Source organism: Pseudomonas oryzihabitans NBRC 102199, assembly GCF_000730625.1.
GTDB classification, from domain to species: Bacteria; Pseudomonadota; Gammaproteobacteria; order Pseudomonadales; family Pseudomonadaceae; genus Chryseomonas; species Chryseomonas oryzihabitans.
Window position 1 is genome coordinate 48,711 of record NZ_BBIT01000020.1, and the last position, 14,900, is coordinate 63,610.

General features: G+C 67.7%; 8 protein-coding genes and 1 pseudogene. 4 read left to right on the forward strand and 5 right to left on the reverse strand.

The features are described 5' to 3' along the window. Nucleotide 1 precedes the first annotated feature (1 nt). Both POR01S_RS19900 and mntR read right to left on the reverse strand, forming a co-directional pair. Nucleotides 2-1,315 (reverse strand): methyl-accepting chemotaxis protein, encoded by a 1,314-nt coding sequence (locus POR01S_RS19900; RefSeq protein WP_042137911.1) that lies wholly within the window; start codon nt 1,313-1,315, stop codon nt 2-4. Nucleotides 1,316-1,416: 101 nt separating this feature from the next. Beyond that, entirely contained in the window at nt 1,417-1,866 is a 450-nt protein-coding gene (gene mntR, locus POR01S_RS19905; protein ID WP_027598278.1) for a manganese-binding transcriptional regulator MntR, read from the reverse strand. A 218-nt stretch (nt 1,867-2,084) separates the two neighbouring features. On the opposite strand from mntR, the gene POR01S_RS19910 reads away from it, so the two are divergent. Together POR01S_RS19910 and POR01S_RS19915 are read left to right on the forward strand one after the other, a co-directional pair. Beyond that, nucleotides 2,085-3,431 carry an Nramp family divalent metal transporter gene (locus POR01S_RS19910; protein WP_027598277.1) on the forward strand — a complete coding sequence of 449 codons (1,347 nt, stop codon included), beginning with the start codon at nt 2,085-2,087 and terminating at the stop codon, nt 3,429-3,431. A gap of 125 nt (nt 3,432-3,556) precedes the next feature. Further along, nucleotides 3,557-4,570 carry a YrzE family protein gene (locus POR01S_RS19915; RefSeq protein WP_042137913.1) on the forward strand — a complete coding sequence of 338 codons (1,014 nt, stop codon included), beginning with the start codon at nt 3,557-3,559 and terminating at the stop codon, nt 4,568-4,570. 96 nt (nt 4,571-4,666) lie between these two features. Here the strand turns inward: POR01S_RS19915 and POR01S_RS19920 are convergent, their stop codons facing one another. After that, nucleotides 4,667-5,224, reverse strand: coding sequence for a TetR/AcrR family transcriptional regulator (locus POR01S_RS19920; RefSeq protein ID WP_042137915.1), 558 nt, complete (start codon nt 5,222-5,224; stop codon nt 4,667-4,669). Nucleotides 5,225-5,319: 95 nt separating this feature from the next. Between POR01S_RS19920 and POR01S_RS19925 the strand changes: the two are divergent. Further along, a pseudogene (locus POR01S_RS19925) lies at nt 5,320-6,501 on the forward strand (MFS transporter). A gap of 139 nt (nt 6,502-6,640) precedes the next feature. Here POR01S_RS19925 and POR01S_RS19930 read toward each other — a convergent pair. Beyond that, on the reverse strand, nt 6,641-7,579 hold the full coding sequence (locus POR01S_RS19930; RefSeq protein ID WP_042137917.1) for a DNA/RNA non-specific endonuclease: 939 nt from the start codon (nt 7,577-7,579) through the stop codon (nt 6,641-6,643). A 148-nt stretch (nt 7,580-7,727) separates the two neighbouring features. On the opposite strand from POR01S_RS19930, the gene POR01S_RS19935 reads away from it, so the two are divergent. Then, a complete protein-coding gene (locus POR01S_RS19935) occupies nt 7,728-9,083 on the forward strand; it encodes an OprD family porin (RefSeq protein WP_052382686.1) in 1,356 nt (451 codons plus the stop codon). 641 nt (nt 9,084-9,724) lie between these two features. Here the strand turns inward: POR01S_RS19935 and proA are convergent. Next, complete coding sequence (gene proA, locus POR01S_RS19940) at nt 9,725-14,857, reverse strand: anti-phage protein ProA (protein ID WP_042137919.1); 5,133 nt, start codon at nt 14,855-14,857, stop codon at nt 9,725-9,727. Nucleotides 14,858-14,900: the final 43 nt, after the last annotated feature.

The window sequence follows — 14,900 nt, forward strand, 5'->3', positions numbered from 1 at the left end:
GCTAGTTGAGGCGGCGGGCGAACTGACCCACCGCGCCCACCACGCGCTGGGCGCCGTCCTGGATTTCGGTGATGCGGGTGCCGGCGGCGTTGGCCAGTTGCAGGCCCTGTTCCGCCTGGTGCTTGCTCGCCGCCATGTTGGCGACCGCGGTCTGCGCCAGCTGCTGGTTCTGCTGCACCACGCCGACGATCTCCTCGGTGGCCTTGCTGGTACGGCCGGCCAGTTGGCGGACCTCGTCGGCCACCACGGCGAAGCCGCGACCCTGTTCACCGGCCCGCGCTGCTTCGATGGCGGCGTTGAGCGCCAGCAGGTTGGTCTGTTCGGCGATGCCGCTGATGGTCTTGACGATGGTGCTGATCACCAGTGACTGCTCGCCCAGGGCCTCGATGCCGTTGGAAGCCACCTGCAGCTCCTCGGCGATCTTGCGCATCACCGAGACGGTGTTCTGCACCACCTCGGCACCCTGGCGGGCGCTTTCGTCGGTCTGCTGGGAGATGTCGAAGGCGACCTTGGCCGCCTCGGCCACCGCCTGTTCCTGTTCCACCTGCTCGGTGATCACGGTGGCGAATTTGACCACCTTGTACAGCTCGCCACGGGTGTTGAGCACCGGGTTGTAGGAGGCCTCCAGCCACACGGTACGGCCATGGCTGTCGAGGCGCTTGAAGCGGCTGGCGATGAATTCGCCGCGATTCAGTCGCGCCCAGAACGCCTGGTATTCGGCGGAATTGGCTTCTTCGCTGGTGCAGAACTGCCGGTGGTGCTTGCCCTGGATCTGCTGCAGCGAATAGCCCATGCCCTGCAGGAAGCGGTCGTTGGCGGTGAGCACCTCGCCGGCCAGGTTGAATTCGATGACCGCGGTGGAACGCAGCAGGGCGTTGATCAGCCCGGAGTGTTCGGTGGAGGTCTCGACCTGTTCGGTACGGTCGTTGCCGTAGCAGATGGTCTTGTGGATGCGGCCGTCGGCGTCGCGCAGCGGCTGCCAGGTGGCATAGAGCCAGGCTTCCTGGCCGTTGGCCCGCAGCAGGCGGTACATGCCACTGGTCTGGTTGCCCTGGCTGAGCGCACTCTTGAGGTCGCGATAGCAGGGCAGTTGTTTGACGTATTCCGGAATGAAGGCATCCAGCGGACGCCCCACTACGTTCTCGGCGCGATAGCCCATCTCGCGGCAGAAGCGTTCGTTGACCCGCTCGATGTTGCCGCGCTCGTCCACGGTAAGACTTAGCGCCTGGCTTTCGAAACCGGCGTGCAGCTGACGCAATTCGGCGACCTCGGCGCGCAGTTGGGCGAGTTCGGTCTTGAGAGGGCGATTGAACATGGCAGGACACCGATAGGAGTGAAAGTATGACTTCCACTACTTCGACGGTGCCGGGATTTTCTTAAGGGGAGCGCAGCGACTTTCGACTAAAGCCGCAGCCGTCAGGCCTGGCGACTGGCGATGAAACGCCGGAAGACTTCCAGGGTGGCCTCGCTGACATGGTGCTCCATGCCTTCGGCATCGCGCCGCGCGGTATCGGCGTCCACGCCCAGGGTCAGCAGAAAGGTCTCCACCACATGGTGGCGGGCGCGGCTGGCTTCGGCCAGGGCTTCGCCTTCGGGGGTGAGGAAGACGCCGCGATAGGGACGCTGCACGATCAGGCCGGCGGCGGCCAGGCGCTTGAGCATCTTGGCCACGGTCGGCTGGGCCACGCCGATGCGCGCGGCGATGTCCACCTGACGGGCTTCACCGCCGTCCCGGATGAGGTCGGAAATGAGCTCGACGTAGTCTTCGATCAGCTCCTGACGATGCGCCTCGCGGACCTGTTGAAAACCTTCCATATGAATGGATGGATCGACCAACCGATTCAGCAGTTCGTCGTCCTTTGTCATGTTGCCCACCTGAATGACCTTCTCCGCAAAGACCTGAGGCGCGTCGAGAGGACGCGATCGGGCGCCATTTTGACCGAGTTGCGGGCGAATACCAAAGATTCCTTCGCCAATGGGCGTTATCGACGGATGAGATAGAGATTTTTTATTGCTGGATGTGTGAATTTTAGCCTAGGCTAAATTCTCCAAAGGGTAGTCCTACCTTGCCGCACGAGTCCGCCATGAAAGAATCCGCCAGCTACGTCGAGCCTGCCTGGCAGGAGCCTGCGCCGTCCGCCCGGCCCAGTCTGGGACGGATGAATGCCAGCGTGCCGGTGCCCGAGGGCGGCAGCTGGTTGCGGCGGCTGCTGGCCTTTCTCGGCCCCGGCTACATGGTCTCGGTGGGCTACATGGATCCGGGCAACTGGGCCACGGACCTGGCCGGCGGCTCGCAATTCGGCTACCTGCTGCTGTCGGTGATCCTGCTCTCCAACCTCATGGCCATCCTGCTGCAGGCCCTGGCCGCACGGCTGGGCATCGCCACCGGGCTGGACCTGGCCCAGGCCTGCCGCGCGCGTTATTCGCGGCCGGTGAGCCTGCTGCTGTGGATCGCCTGCGAGATCGCCATCATCGCCTGCGACCTGGCCGAGGTGATCGGCACCGCCATCGCGCTGAATCTGCTGTTCGGCATCCCGCTGATGTGGGGCGCCATCCTCACGGCGCTGGACGTCTTTCTCATCCTGCTACTGATGAATCGCGGCTTTCGCTGGCTGGAGGCCTTCGTCATCGCCCTGCTGACGCTGATCTTCGTCTGCTTCGGCGTGCAGATGGTGCTGGCCCAGCCGTCCATCGCCGCGATCGCCGACGGCTTTCTGCCCAAGGCGGAAATCGTTACCAATCCGGCCGCGCTCTACCTGGCCATCGGCATCATCGGCGCCACCGTGATGCCCCATAACCTCTATCTGCATTCGTCCATCGTGCAGACCCGCGCCTATCCGCGGACCGAGGAGGGGCGCCGGATGGGCCTGCGCTGGGCGGTGGCCGACAGCACCCTGGCGCTGATGCTGGCGCTGTTCGTCAACGCGGCCATCCTGATCACCGCCGCGGCGGTGTTCCACAGCGCCGGGCGCACCGATGTGGCCGAGATCCAGGACGCCTACCATCTGCTGTCGCCGATGCTGGGCGTGGGTATCGCCTCGCTGCTGTTCGCGGTGGCGCTGCTGGCCTCGGGCATCAATTCCACGGTCACCGCGACCCTGGCCGGCCAGATCGTCATGGAAGGCTTCCTGTCGCTGCGCATTCCCGACTGGGCGCGGCGGCTGATCACCCGCGGCATCGCCGTGATCCCGGTGGTGGTGGTGACCGGTCTCTATGGGGAAAGCGGCACGGCCAAGCTGCTGGTGCTGAGTCAGGTGGTGCTGTCCATGCAGCTGCCCTTCGCGGTGATCCCACTGGTGCGCTTCGTCTCGGATCGCCAGCTGATGGGTAGCTTCGTGATCGGTCGGCTCACACAGGTGCTGGCCTGGGCGATCGCCGGACTGATCGTGGTGCTCAATGTGAAGCTGCTGGCCGATATCCTTCTGGGATAGCGGATAACTGAGGTCTGACGACCTTTGGTGGCTCTGGAATGCTGGTCTGGGAACTTCTAAAAGCGTGACGGTATCAATCCGTTACCACAATAAGTTCTTCCCATAACCACCCTGGAGCACTTGCCATGTCCTATGACGCCCGCCACACCCCAGCCTATGCGGCCACCACGGCCACCGCTACCGCACCGCTGCTGAAGCGTATTTCCTGGAGTTCGATCATCGCCGGCGTGGTCATCGCCCTGACCGTGTCGCTGCTGCTGAGCCTGCTCGGCACCGCCATCGGCTCGGCTTCCATCGATCCGCAGCAGGAAGCCAATCCGCTGGACGGCCTGGGCAAGGGCACCGGTATCTGGGTCGGCGTCAGCGCCGTGGTGTCGGTCTTCGTCGGTGCCTGGATCGCCGGTCGCCTGGCCCAGCGCGAAGGCGCCCTGCACGGCATCCTGGTCTGGGCCAGCGTGACCCTGGTCAGCGTCTATCTGGTGTCCAGCGCCGTGAGCGGCGTGGTGCGTACCGGTCTGAACGTGGCGGGCAGCGGTCTGTCGATGATCGGCAGCGGTTTGTCCCAGGCGGCACCGGCGCTGACCAACCAGGTTCAGGACCAACTGCGTCAGCAGGGCATCCAGCTCGACCTGGGTGATCTGCAGAACGAACTGGAAACCGCGCTGCGCCAGACCGGCAAGACCGAACTGCAGCCGGAGAATCTGAAGCAGCAGGCTCAGGGCGCCGAACAGGATGCCAAGAACACCGCCCAGAACAGCGCCAACAATCCGCAGCAGACCGATGACCAGCTGAATGCTCTGCTGGATCGTCTGAAGCAGCGTGGCGACCAGGCCTGGAACGCCGCCGACCGTCAGGCGCTGGTCAACCTGATCAAGGCCCGTACCGGCAAGAGCGACGCCGAGGCCAACGCCATCGTCGATAAGGCCCAGCAGACCTACCAGCAGGCCTATGCCAAGTACCAGGAGCTCAAGGCCCAGGCCGAGCAGAAGGCTCGCGAAGCGGCTGACGTGGCTGCCCGCAAGGTCTCCCAGGCCAGCTGGGTCCTGCTGATCAGCCTGGTGATCGGCGGCATCGTCGGTGCCATCGGTGGTGCCCTGGGTCGTCGTACCCAGCCGGCCAACAAGGTGGTTGCCGCCTAAGCGCAGCATCCAGCGGATCCCGCGGGATCCGCTGACCAAGCACGAGGCCCGGACTGGCGACAGTCCGGGCCTCGTCGTTCATGGATGACGCCTCGCCTAACGGTCTGGCCGCAGCACCCGGGCGAGCAGCTGCCGGCACAGCACCAGGTCCGGGCGCTCGGCGCCGAACAGGGTGCGATAGATCAGCGGGGCGACCAGGCCATCGAGCAGGACGTCCAGGGTCGGAGCCGGTTCGCCACGGCGGTGGGCGCGTTCGAGCAGCAGCTCCAGGCGTTCCCGGGTCGGCTCGGTGCAGCGCACCGCGCAGCCCGGATCGGTGGCCGCCAGGGCGTCCCTGAGCATGGCCTGGCCGGGGGTGGAGGCGAGGTCGTCGACATAGTGTTCCAGCCAGCGTTCGAGATCGCCTCTCAGGCTGCCGGTGTCCTCGGGCGGCTGGTCCGGGCGCAGACGCTGCAGGTCGACGTCGGCCAGGAGACTTGGCAGATTGCCCCAGCGACGATAGAGGGTCGAGGGCGTGACCCCGGCGCGCGCGGCGATCAGGGGGACGGTGAGGGCTTCCCGGGGCTGCTCCTGCAGAAGCGCCAGGACGGCCTCGTGGATGGCTTGCTGAACGCGGGCACTGCGGCCGCCGGGACGGGCTTGCTTGCTGGTCATGGTGACAGGATACCCGGCTCTTAACGCAAACGCATTGCTTTTGCTGCAGGAAGGGTTCAGGCTTTAAAGCAATTATTTAGCTTTAAGGTGCGGACATGTCTTCGCTGAACGGCTCCTCCTCTGCACGCCTGACGCTGCTGGGTTCGGTGCTGCTGACCTTCCTGGCCGCGTCCAGCGCGCCGACCCCCCTCTATGCCAGCTACTAGCAGGCCTGGGGCTTTTCCACCTTCTGGCTGACCTGGGTGTTCGCCGTCTATGCCTTCGCCCTGCTGGCCGCCCTGCTGGTGGGCGGGCGGCTGTCCGATCACCTGGGGCGGCGGCCGGTGATCCTGGCGGCGCTGCTGCTGGAGGCGGGTGCCATGCTGCTGTTCCACCAGGCGCATGACCTGGCGGATCTGGTGCTCGCCCGCGCCCTGCAGGGCCTGGCGACCGGGATTGCCACCAGTGCCCTGGGTGCGGCGCTGCTCGACGTGGATGCCGAGCGCGGTCCCTGGTTGAACAGCCTGACGCCGCTGCTCGGCATGGCGATCGGCGCCCTGGGCTGCGGCCTGCTGGTGGAATTCGCGCCGGCGCCGCTGCAACTGGTCTATCGGCTGTTCTTGGCGCTCTTTCTGCTGCAGGGCCTGGCGCTGCTGCGCCTGCCCGATAGCGGTCCGCGCCGACCGGGTCTGCTCGCCGCCTTGCGCCCCCAGCTGGCGGTGCCGCCCCAGGCCCGCGCCATGCTCTGGCGGGTCCTGCCGCTGGAGCTGGCGGTCTGGGCCGTGGGCGGCTTCTATCTGTCGCTGATGCCGGCGTTGGTCAAGGCGGCGACCGGTACGCCGTCGATCCTGGTCGGCGGGGGCGTGGTGGCCGGCCTCACGCTCACCGGTGCGGCCTGTCTGCATGGCTTGCGCCTCTGGCCGGCGGCGCGCCTGCTGCGGCTGGGGGCGAGCACCCTGGTGGCCGGTCCGGCGCTGCTCTGGCTGGCGGTGGCCAGCGGTCAGCTGGGACTCTTCGCCCTGGGCACCCTGGTGACCGGCGTCGGCTTCGGCAGCGGCTTTCTCGGCGCCACCCGCAGTCTGCTGCCGCTGGCGGAAGCGACCCAGCGCGCCGGGTTGCTGGCCGCCTTCTATGTGCTCAGCTACCTGGCGTTCTGCCTGCCGGCCCTGGCGGTCAGCGCCCTGGTGCCACGGCTGGGCCTGACTGGCGCCGCCGAGCTCTATCTGGTCGGGGTGATCCTGCTGGCGCTGCTGGGGGTGCGCAATAGCCTGCCCCGTGCCTGCGTGCAGCCGGGATAGGCTTTGTCTGAAAAGTGCCTGCGCTCGGTCATGCTGCGTTAAAAATCCGTTCGGAATGCTCATTTACCATTCGTAAACTCCGCTTCCTCACGGATTTTTGCCTTGCCTGACCTTCGCTCGGCGACTTTACAGACAAGCCTTAGAGCAGGATGTCGGCGGGACCGAAAATGGCCCGCTCGACGGGGCTGCCGGTGACCCGCTCTTCATTGGAGAAGCCGTCGTGGTCGCGCAGCGGGCCGAAGTCGATGCCGGTCAGCTGCTCGATGCGCAGGACGCTGCACTGGTAGGTGCGCAGGCGACCGAAGGCGATGGAGAGCTCGTCCAGCTCGCGGCGCTGGTCGATGAGGTAGGCGCTGGCGGAGGGCTTGCCGTCGTCACCGAGAAAGGCCACCACCTTCCAGAAGGCTTCGGGGATCCGGGCGTCGCGATAGGCGCGGTCATCCGCACGCAGGACCGGGCCGCTGAAGACGCTGACCCGTGCCTGCCAGCGCTGGGTGTTGTCGAGAATGTAGTCCTCCAATTCCAACCAGGTCTTCTGGTTGAAGGCGGCCATCTGCGGCGCGCAGTTGGTGAAGTGGAAGGTGTCCTTATTGGCCTGGGCCGCGGCGGCGCCCCAGTTGGGATCCTGGCGCCGTACCAGATGGCCACGGTCGAGCAGGTTGTCGGCATAGAGCGCCTCGCCGAGCTGGGCCTCCAGCGGCACCCGGCCGTCGTAGGCCCAGGCGTCGCGACTGCGGGGCACCTCGACGTGCTGGTCGCCAGCGATATTGACCCCGACCCAGAGCGCCATTCGCCGGCTGCGCGAGAGGCTGACTGAGAAGTGGGTGTAGTCCAGGTGGTCGCCCGAGGCGGGCAGGGGATAGACATCGCCGGCCAGGGCCGCGCTCGGACGGGGCCAGGGGACCTGGAAGTCCCCAAGGAAATCGGCCTGGTAACCCTGGCGGTCGGCCAGGCTGGTGGCGGGGGTGATGCGCGGCTCGGCGCTTCTCAGACCGGCGGGTTGCGCCGGCAGCAGGGGACGCAGGTCGGCGAGGCGCGGACGATAGGCGAAATCGACGGCAAAGGGCGGGCTGGACATGGCGGCGCTCTGGCGAAAAGGGGCGAACCGCCAGCGCAGCACAGGGAGGTTACCGGACGATGACGACGGTCAGCGAAGTGGTATGCACCGGCGCTAGCTGGCAAACTCGTTCGCGACCTAACGATTCCAACCCTTGAGTGAACCGCCCATGAAGCTATCGCTGTTTTCTCCCTTTGCCCGCCAGAGCGCCTGGCTGCTCGGCGTGCCCGGCCTGCTCCTCACCGGCGCCGCCCTGGCCAGTCAGCAGTCCGACGCCAAGGGCTTCGTCGAAGACGGTGACCTGACCCTGCTGCTGCGCAACTATTACTACCTACGCCAGAACGAAGGCGACGGCCATGGCGCTGAAACGCGCAACAGTCGCGATCCGCGCAGCTGGACCCAGGCCTTCCTGCTCAACTACACCTCGGGCTTCACCCAGGGCACCGTGGGCGTGGGTGTGGATGCCTATGGCTATCTGGGTCTCAAGCTGGATGGCGGCGATGGCCACGCCAACACCCCGAACATGCCGGTGGACGGCGACGGCAGCCAGCGCAGCGAATTCAGCAAGGGCGGGGCGGCGGTCAAGCTGCGCGTCTCCAACACCGTGCTCAAGTACGGCGACCAGCAGCCCACGGCGCCGGTGCTGGCGGCGGGTGGCAACTGGCTGTTTCCCCAGACCGCCCGGGGCTGGAGCCTGGTGAGCCAGGAGGTCGATCACCTGATGCTCGAAGGCGGTCACTTCACCGCCGCCACGGCGCCGCGCACCACCGGTTCGGACGGCGGCATCTTCGCCGGTTACGCCGGCGTCGAAGCGGCCTCGGCCAGCTATGCCGGGGGCGTCTACAAGTTCAGCGATCACCTCAGTGCCTCGCTCTATGCCGGGCACTTCGAGGATGTCTGGGACCAGTATTACGGCAACCTCAACTATGTAGTGCCGCTGGCCGCCGAGCAGAGTCTGACCTTCGACGCCAACCTCTATCGCACCCTGGACGCCGGCAGCGCCAAGGCCGGCAGTATCGCCAACACCGCCGGCTCGCTGGCCGCCGCCTTCCAGACCGGCGCCCACACCTTCACCCTGATCCACCAGCGTATCCATGGCGACCAGCCCTTCGACTACGCGGTCTTCGGCGCACCGGTGCCGGGGTCCTTCGGTGACTCCATCCTGCTCGGCAACTCGATGCAGTTCTCCGACTTCAACGGCCCGGGCGAGCGCAGCTGGCAGGCCCGTTACGACCTGAACATGGAAAGCTATGGCGTGCCGGGCCTGAGTCTGATGGTGCGCCATACCCGCGGTAGCGGCATCGACGGCACCCACCTGGCCGCCGACTCGGCCTACGCCGGTCTCTATGGCGACGGCGACAAGGAACACGAGACCGATCTGGAGGCCAAGTACGTCCTGCAGAACGGCCCGGCCAAGGACTTGAGCTTCCGCCTGCGCCAGGCCTGGCATTCCGGCAGCCAGAGCACCGGCGGCACCGTGGCCGAGACCCGGCTGATCACCGAGTATCCGCTGAATATCCTGTGATGGGCGGCGCTCTGCAGGTTGGGCCTTGTAGGTTGGGTTGAGCGCAGCGAAGCCCAACAGTCCATTGGCCATCGGCATGTCCGGGAATACCCTCACCCCAGCCCTCTCCCAAGGGGAGAGTGGGCAGTTCGGTGTGATCGGGCGCCTCGTAGGTTGGGTTAAGCGTAGCGAAGCCCAACAGCCCGTTGGCATCGGCATGTCTGGGAATGCCCTTGCCCCAGCCTACCTCTAAGAGGAGAGGGGGTAGCCGCGTAGAGTGGATAACGGCGCAGCCTTATCCACGTCCAGGTGCAGTTGATCAGTGGAAAACGCTGCGCGGTTTTCCACGCTACGGACGCCTTGGCAGCGTGTTACCACGAGCAAACCACTCCCCGCGCCGGACCCAACCGCCCCCTCTCCCTCGGGGAGAGGGCTGGGGGTGAGGGTTGCCCCCCGCCAACGGTGCCAGGATCGAGCGCGGCTTGTTGAGCTACGGCGATGGAGTAGCCTCAACCTAGCTAAGGCCAACCTTGGCTACTTGCCACCTTTGGCCATCGGCATGCCCGGGGATACCCTCACCCCAACCCTCTCCCAAGGGGAGAGGGGGCAGTTCGGTGTGATCGAGTGCCGTGTAGGTTGGGTTGAGCGCAGCGAAGCCCATTTCAGACTTTCGCTCGCGATTCCTCCAGCAGCCGCTCGATCTCCCCATGCAGCCGCTCGGTGGCGCCAACCCGGTCGATCCACCATTCGGTGGACCAGACGCGCAGGAGCGTCCAGCCGAGGCCCTGGAGGATGGCGCTGCGGGTCTTGTCGCGGTCGCGGGCGGTGGCGGCGCTGTGGTAGGTGGCGCCGTCGCATTCGATGCCTACCAGGTAATCGCCCGGGCGGTCCGGATGGACGATGCCCAGGTCGATGCGGAAACGCGACACACCGATCTGCGGCACCACCTGCCAGCCCTTGGCCTGCAGCGCCTGGGCCACGGCTTCCTCGAAGGGCGAGTCGTGTCCCCCCAGCGAGCCCTTGACCGCGGCGGCCAGGGCCTGGGGACCGCGCTGGGCGAATTCCAGGAACAGCTTGAGATCCCGTACCGCGCGGGCATTGGTGCGATTGAGGTCGATCAGGCCAGGATCGAAGGAAGAGAACACCAGCATCTCCCGGCGCGCCCGGGTCACGGCGACGTTGAGGCGGCGCCAGCCACCGTCCTTGTTCAAGGGGCCGAAGTTCATCGACATCGTATTGGCGCCTGGCTCGGTAGGGCCGAAGCCGATGCCGAGCATGATCAGGTCGCGCTCGTCGCCCTGCACCGTTTCCAGATTCTTCACCACCACCGGCTCGGCCAGGTCTTCGGCGAAGTGCGCCTCGATCTCCGGGTGCTGCTGGCGCGCGCGGTCGAGCAGGTCGGTGACCAGCCGCTGTTGCTCGCTGTTGAGGGTGATGATGCCCAGGCTGAGACCGGCGAAGGCCGGATCGAGCAGGCGCTTGACCGCCTCGGCGACCATGGCCTGGGCTTCCAGGGCGTTGTGCCGTCCCTTGCCCTTGGCGTAGACGCCGTCCACCCGCCGCCATTCCACCGCGCTCGGACGGATCTCCGGGGCGGGGAAGGTGATGAGCTTGCCGTCGTAGTAGTGATGGTTGGAAAAGGCGATCAGGCTCTCGTGGCGACTGCGGTAGTGCCAGTTGAGGCTGTGGCTGTAGATGCCGGCGCCCAGGCATTCGTCGAGGATGCTCTCCAGGTCCTCGGCGGTGTCGTCCTCGCCGGCGGCGCGGTCGAAGAAGCGGGTCGGCGGCATCTGCCGGGGGTCGCCGGCGATCACCACCTGCACACCGCGGGCGATGGCGCCCACCGCGTCCCAGGGCGCGATCTGCGAGGCTTCGTCGAAGATCACCAGGTCGAACAGGCCGCCATCGGGCGGCAGGTACTGGGCGATGGACAGCGGACTCATCAGCATGCAAGGCGCCAGCCGCGCCAGGGCGTCGCCCATTTCCAGCGCCAGCTGGCGCAGCGGCTTGTGCCGGCGCTGCTTCTGCAATTCGTGCTTGAGCACGGCGAAGCCGCCACCCTGGCGCGCCGCGTCGTTCTTGGGCGGCAGGCCGTGGCAGAGCAGGGCGCGGATATGGCGCACGGCGAGGGTCTGCAGGCGATCGTCCAACCGGCGATAGGCCTGGATGTCGCTCTCGTGCTCGGCCGGGACGAAATCGCGCAGCAAGGGCTCGGCGTCCAGGGCGGTGGCGGCGAACCAGCGGGCATAGGCGGTTTCGAAGACGGCTGCGAGATCCTCGCCGGAGCCGACCGTGACGCGCGCGATCAGCGGCGCCAGGCCGAGGGCGTCGGATTCCTCGCGGACCCGCTGCCAGTCGCACCAGGCCTTGAGGCGACCGGGCTGGCGCAACAGGGCGGCGGCGGTGCGTACCAACTCGGCGGCCGGGGTGTCTGCCGGCAGTCCTGCCTGCTCGGAAAAGCTCTGGCGCGCGGCTTCGGCGGCCTCCAGGGCGGCGGAGAAGGCGCTGCTGGCCGGTGCCAGGGTAGTGTCCACCGGCTGGTCCTCGGGATGCTGCAACCGGCGCGCCGCCGCCTGGCGCAGGGCCAGCAGCTGCTCGGGCGTTTCCGCCAGGGTCGGCAGCGCCGTGCTCAGCCTTTCCGCGAGGGCGCGGCGCGCGAGCAGGGCCTCCAGGTCGCTGGTGACGCCTTGCCAGCCGCTGATGGCGGCCAGGCTGGGCGTCAACTCGTCCAGTTCGCTGAGCAGGGTGCGCTGGCGCCGCAGGCGTGGCAGGTCGGCGGCCACGTCGGGCTGGCCCTGGGTTTCGCCCTGGCGGGCGAGATCCTGGGTGACCTGGCGCTGGGCGCGGCTGGCGAAGATCCAGAAGCGCTGCCCGGCGGCGTCCCAGGCGGTTTCCAGCTGGGTCAGGGCGACGCGGCGACAGGCTTCGGCGGCATAGGGCACCGACAGCTCGCGCTCCAGCGTCTGGTAGTCCCGCAGCAACTCCAGGGCGCGCCCCAGCTGGCGCTGACGCTCGGCGGCGCCAGGCCCGAAGGCGAAGGCCAGGTCCTGGCCGGCGGCGTTCTGCAGCAGCTCGGCGAATTCCAGCAGGCGCCGGGGCGCCACCTGATCCGCCAGCGGCAGGCCAAGGACGTCGCGCAGGCGTTGCCGCGCCTGCTGCAGGGCCTGCTGGGTGTCGCGCAGCCGTTCGGCGGCGCCGACCAGGGCGTCCTGCCAGGCGTTGGACCAGGGATGGGCCGGCAAGAGGGCGAAATCCGCCGCCAGGCTGCGGCCGGTCTCGGCGTGCAGGGCCAGGCGGCGCACGGCGTTGCGCAAATCGGCCAGGGCCTCGGCGTCGTGGGCGTCGGCGTTGGCCCAGGCCAGGCGCGGGGTATCGGGGGCGGCGTCGCGCAGGACGCGGCCGATGCTCTGCTGCAGGGTCAGGCCATTGGGCCAGCGCCGGTGCAGGCGCTCGACCACTGCATTGAGGCGATCGCGCAGGCGTTCCACCTCGGCGGCCTCGGCCAGCCATTCTTCTTCGTCGAGGCCGTCGCGGGTATCCCAGGCGCGCTCCAGCTGCTTGAGTACCTCGGCCTTGGACGCCTTGCTCGAATGCAGCTCCAGGCAGAATTCGCCCAGCCCCTGGGCCTCCAGGCGGCGATACACCACGTCCAGGGCCGCGCGTTTCTCGGCGACGAACAGGACCCGCCGACCGAGCGCCAGGTTGTGGGCGATCATATTGGCGATGGTCTGGGACTTGCCGGTGCCGGGCGGGCCGTCCAGCACGAAGTCCTGGCCACCGGCCGAGGCCAGCACCGCCGCCAGTTGCGAGGAATCCGCCGGCAGCGGGGTGAAGAGTTCGGCAGGGGTGACCTGGCGATCCAGCTCGCGCTCGCGGGGAAAGCTGCCGCCGCTCAGGTAGGCGCCGGATTCCGAGGTGCGCTCCAACAGGTGCCGCACCAGCGGGCTTTCCATCAGCTGGTCGCTGCGCTCGGTGAGGTCCTTCCACATCAGGTACTTGGCGAAGGAGAACTGGCCGAGCAGCAATTCGTTGCTGACCTCGAAGCCGGGCAGGTCGCGCACCGCGCGGCGGACCCTGGTCCAGATGCCATCCACGTCGATGCCGTTGCCATCGCCGGGCAGCGGGCCGTCGAGCCCGGGAATGTCCAGGTCGAAGTCGTGGCGCAAGAGCTCCAGCAGGGTCAGGTTGAAGCGCGGCTCGTCCTCGAACAGGTGCAGGGTGATGCCGCTGGCGGCGCTCTGCCGTTCCAGGCGTACCGGCAGCAGGATCAGCGGCGCACGGTAGTGCTTGGGATCGTCGGCCGCCTTCTTCCAGCGCAGGAAGCCCAGCGCCAGGTAGAGGGTGTTGGCGCCGCCCTCGTCGAGATCGCTGCGGGCGCGGCGATAGAGCTCCACCAGGGCCGCGTCCAGTTTGGTCGCATCCAGGGGCGCGACCACCTCGCCGCGGGCCAGGGCGCCGCGGGCGTATTCGTCGTCGAGATTCTCGTGCTCGCGGGCTTCGTGCAGCACGGCGTCGCGCCCGCTCACCGCCAGATCCGGCAGCGGCACCAGACGCAGTGCCCGGCCCTCGGCCAGGCGATCTTCCAGCGCCGCCGGCTCGGGGCAGAGCAGGGGCACGCTGCGGGCGTTGTCCGGCACATGCAGCAGGCGATTGCGGGTGGTGAGGTCGAGCAGTTTGCGCTGCCACAGCGCCAGGCGCCCGACCGGGGTGGTCGGCGCCGCCTCGACGTCCACGTCGAAGGCCGGCAGCGGCGGGGCTTCTTCCAGGGCTTCGCCGGGCAGCAGCAGGCCGTCCGCATGGATGGCCGGCTGGCCGGGCACCGCCAGCGGGCGAATGCGTTGCAGGCGGGCGCGGCGGATGTCCAGCGCCAGTACGAAGGACTCGTCGTCCAGCTGCCGCTCGGCCAGTTGCATGGCCTGGCTGAAGGAGGGCGGCGGCGAGGCGGTGGCCTGGGTGGTCTCGAAGACCAGCAGGTCCTTGAGCGCCACCCGCTTGCGCACTGGCTCGGCGTCGTCGGTGAGCAGCTGAGCGAATTCCTGGGGCTGCAGCCAGACCCCGGCGAAGGCATGGCCGCGGGTAATGACCAGCAGCGGATTGAGACCGGCCTGTTCCAGCGCCGCGCAGGCGAGCAGGGCGAGATCCAGGCAGGTGGCCAGGCCGCCGTCGAGGATGGCGCCCGGCGTTCGGATCTTCTGGCCCTGGCGCTCGAAGCTGGCCGGCGGCACCGCATAGGTCAGCTGCAGACCGCACAGCGCCGACCAGAGCGCCGAACCCAGCTCCCAGACGCGTCGCCGCGAGCCGCTCTCGTACCCGTCCAGCGCCGTGGACTTGCCGGCGCGGCGCAAGACCTCGGCGGCCGCGCCCAGCAGGCGATCCACTGCCGGGTCGTTGGGCATGACGAAGGCCGCGGCCAGCTCGGGCATGCTGTCCACGCCGCCCCACTGGTTGCGGGCCAGCAGCTCGACCGGATAGCGCCGCGTCTGCAGGATCTCTTCGCCCTGGCGTACCGTGAAGGTCAGCTGGGCGACCAGGCTTTCCTGCAGGCTGCCGAGCAGGGCGGCGTCGAATTCGAGGTCGCGATCATCGAGATGAAGGGTGCCCTTGGGGTCCAGGCGCTCCAGGTGCCAGGTGCGCGGGACCACGAAGGCCGGCTCGGCGGTCACCGTCAGGCTGACGTCGACCAAGGGGTCCTGGCCGCTGTGGGTGAGGCGCAATTCGCGCAGCACGGGCACCGCGTTCTGGTGCGCCGCAAAACCGATCTTGCCGGCCAGCACCAGTTCGACATCCACGCTCATCGCCTACCACCCTTGCTTATTGCCTAAGGTAGATGAATGTACA

What these genes read in the sequence shown, in the direction of transcription:
- POR01S_RS19900 (WP_042137911.1), bottom strand. Translation starts at nt 1,315, where the DNA reads ATGTTCAATCGCCCTCTCAAGACCGAACTCGCCCAACTGCGCGCCGAG.
- mntR (WP_027598278.1), bottom strand. Translation starts at nt 1,866, where the DNA reads ATGACAAAGGACGACGAACTGCTGAATCGGTTGGTCGATCCATCCATT.
- POR01S_RS19910 (WP_027598277.1), top strand. Translation starts at nt 2,085, where the DNA reads ATGAAAGAATCCGCCAGCTACGTCGAGCCTGCCTGGCAGGAGCCTGCG.
- POR01S_RS19915 (WP_042137913.1), top strand. Translation starts at nt 3,557, where the DNA reads ATGTCCTATGACGCCCGCCACACCCCAGCCTATGCGGCCACCACGGCC.
- POR01S_RS19920 (WP_042137915.1), bottom strand. Translation starts at nt 5,224, where the DNA reads ATGACCAGCAAGCAAGCCCGTCCCGGCGGCCGCAGTGCCCGCGTTCAG.
- POR01S_RS19930 (WP_042137917.1), bottom strand. Translation starts at nt 7,579, where the DNA reads ATGTCCAGCCCGCCCTTTGCCGTCGATTTCGCCTATCGTCCGCGCCTC.
- POR01S_RS19935 (WP_052382686.1), top strand. Translation starts at nt 7,728, where the DNA reads ATGAAGCTATCGCTGTTTTCTCCCTTTGCCCGCCAGAGCGCCTGGCTG.
- proA (WP_042137919.1), bottom strand. Translation starts at nt 14,857, where the DNA reads ATGAGCGTGGATGTCGAACTGGTGCTGGCCGGCAAGATCGGTTTTGCG.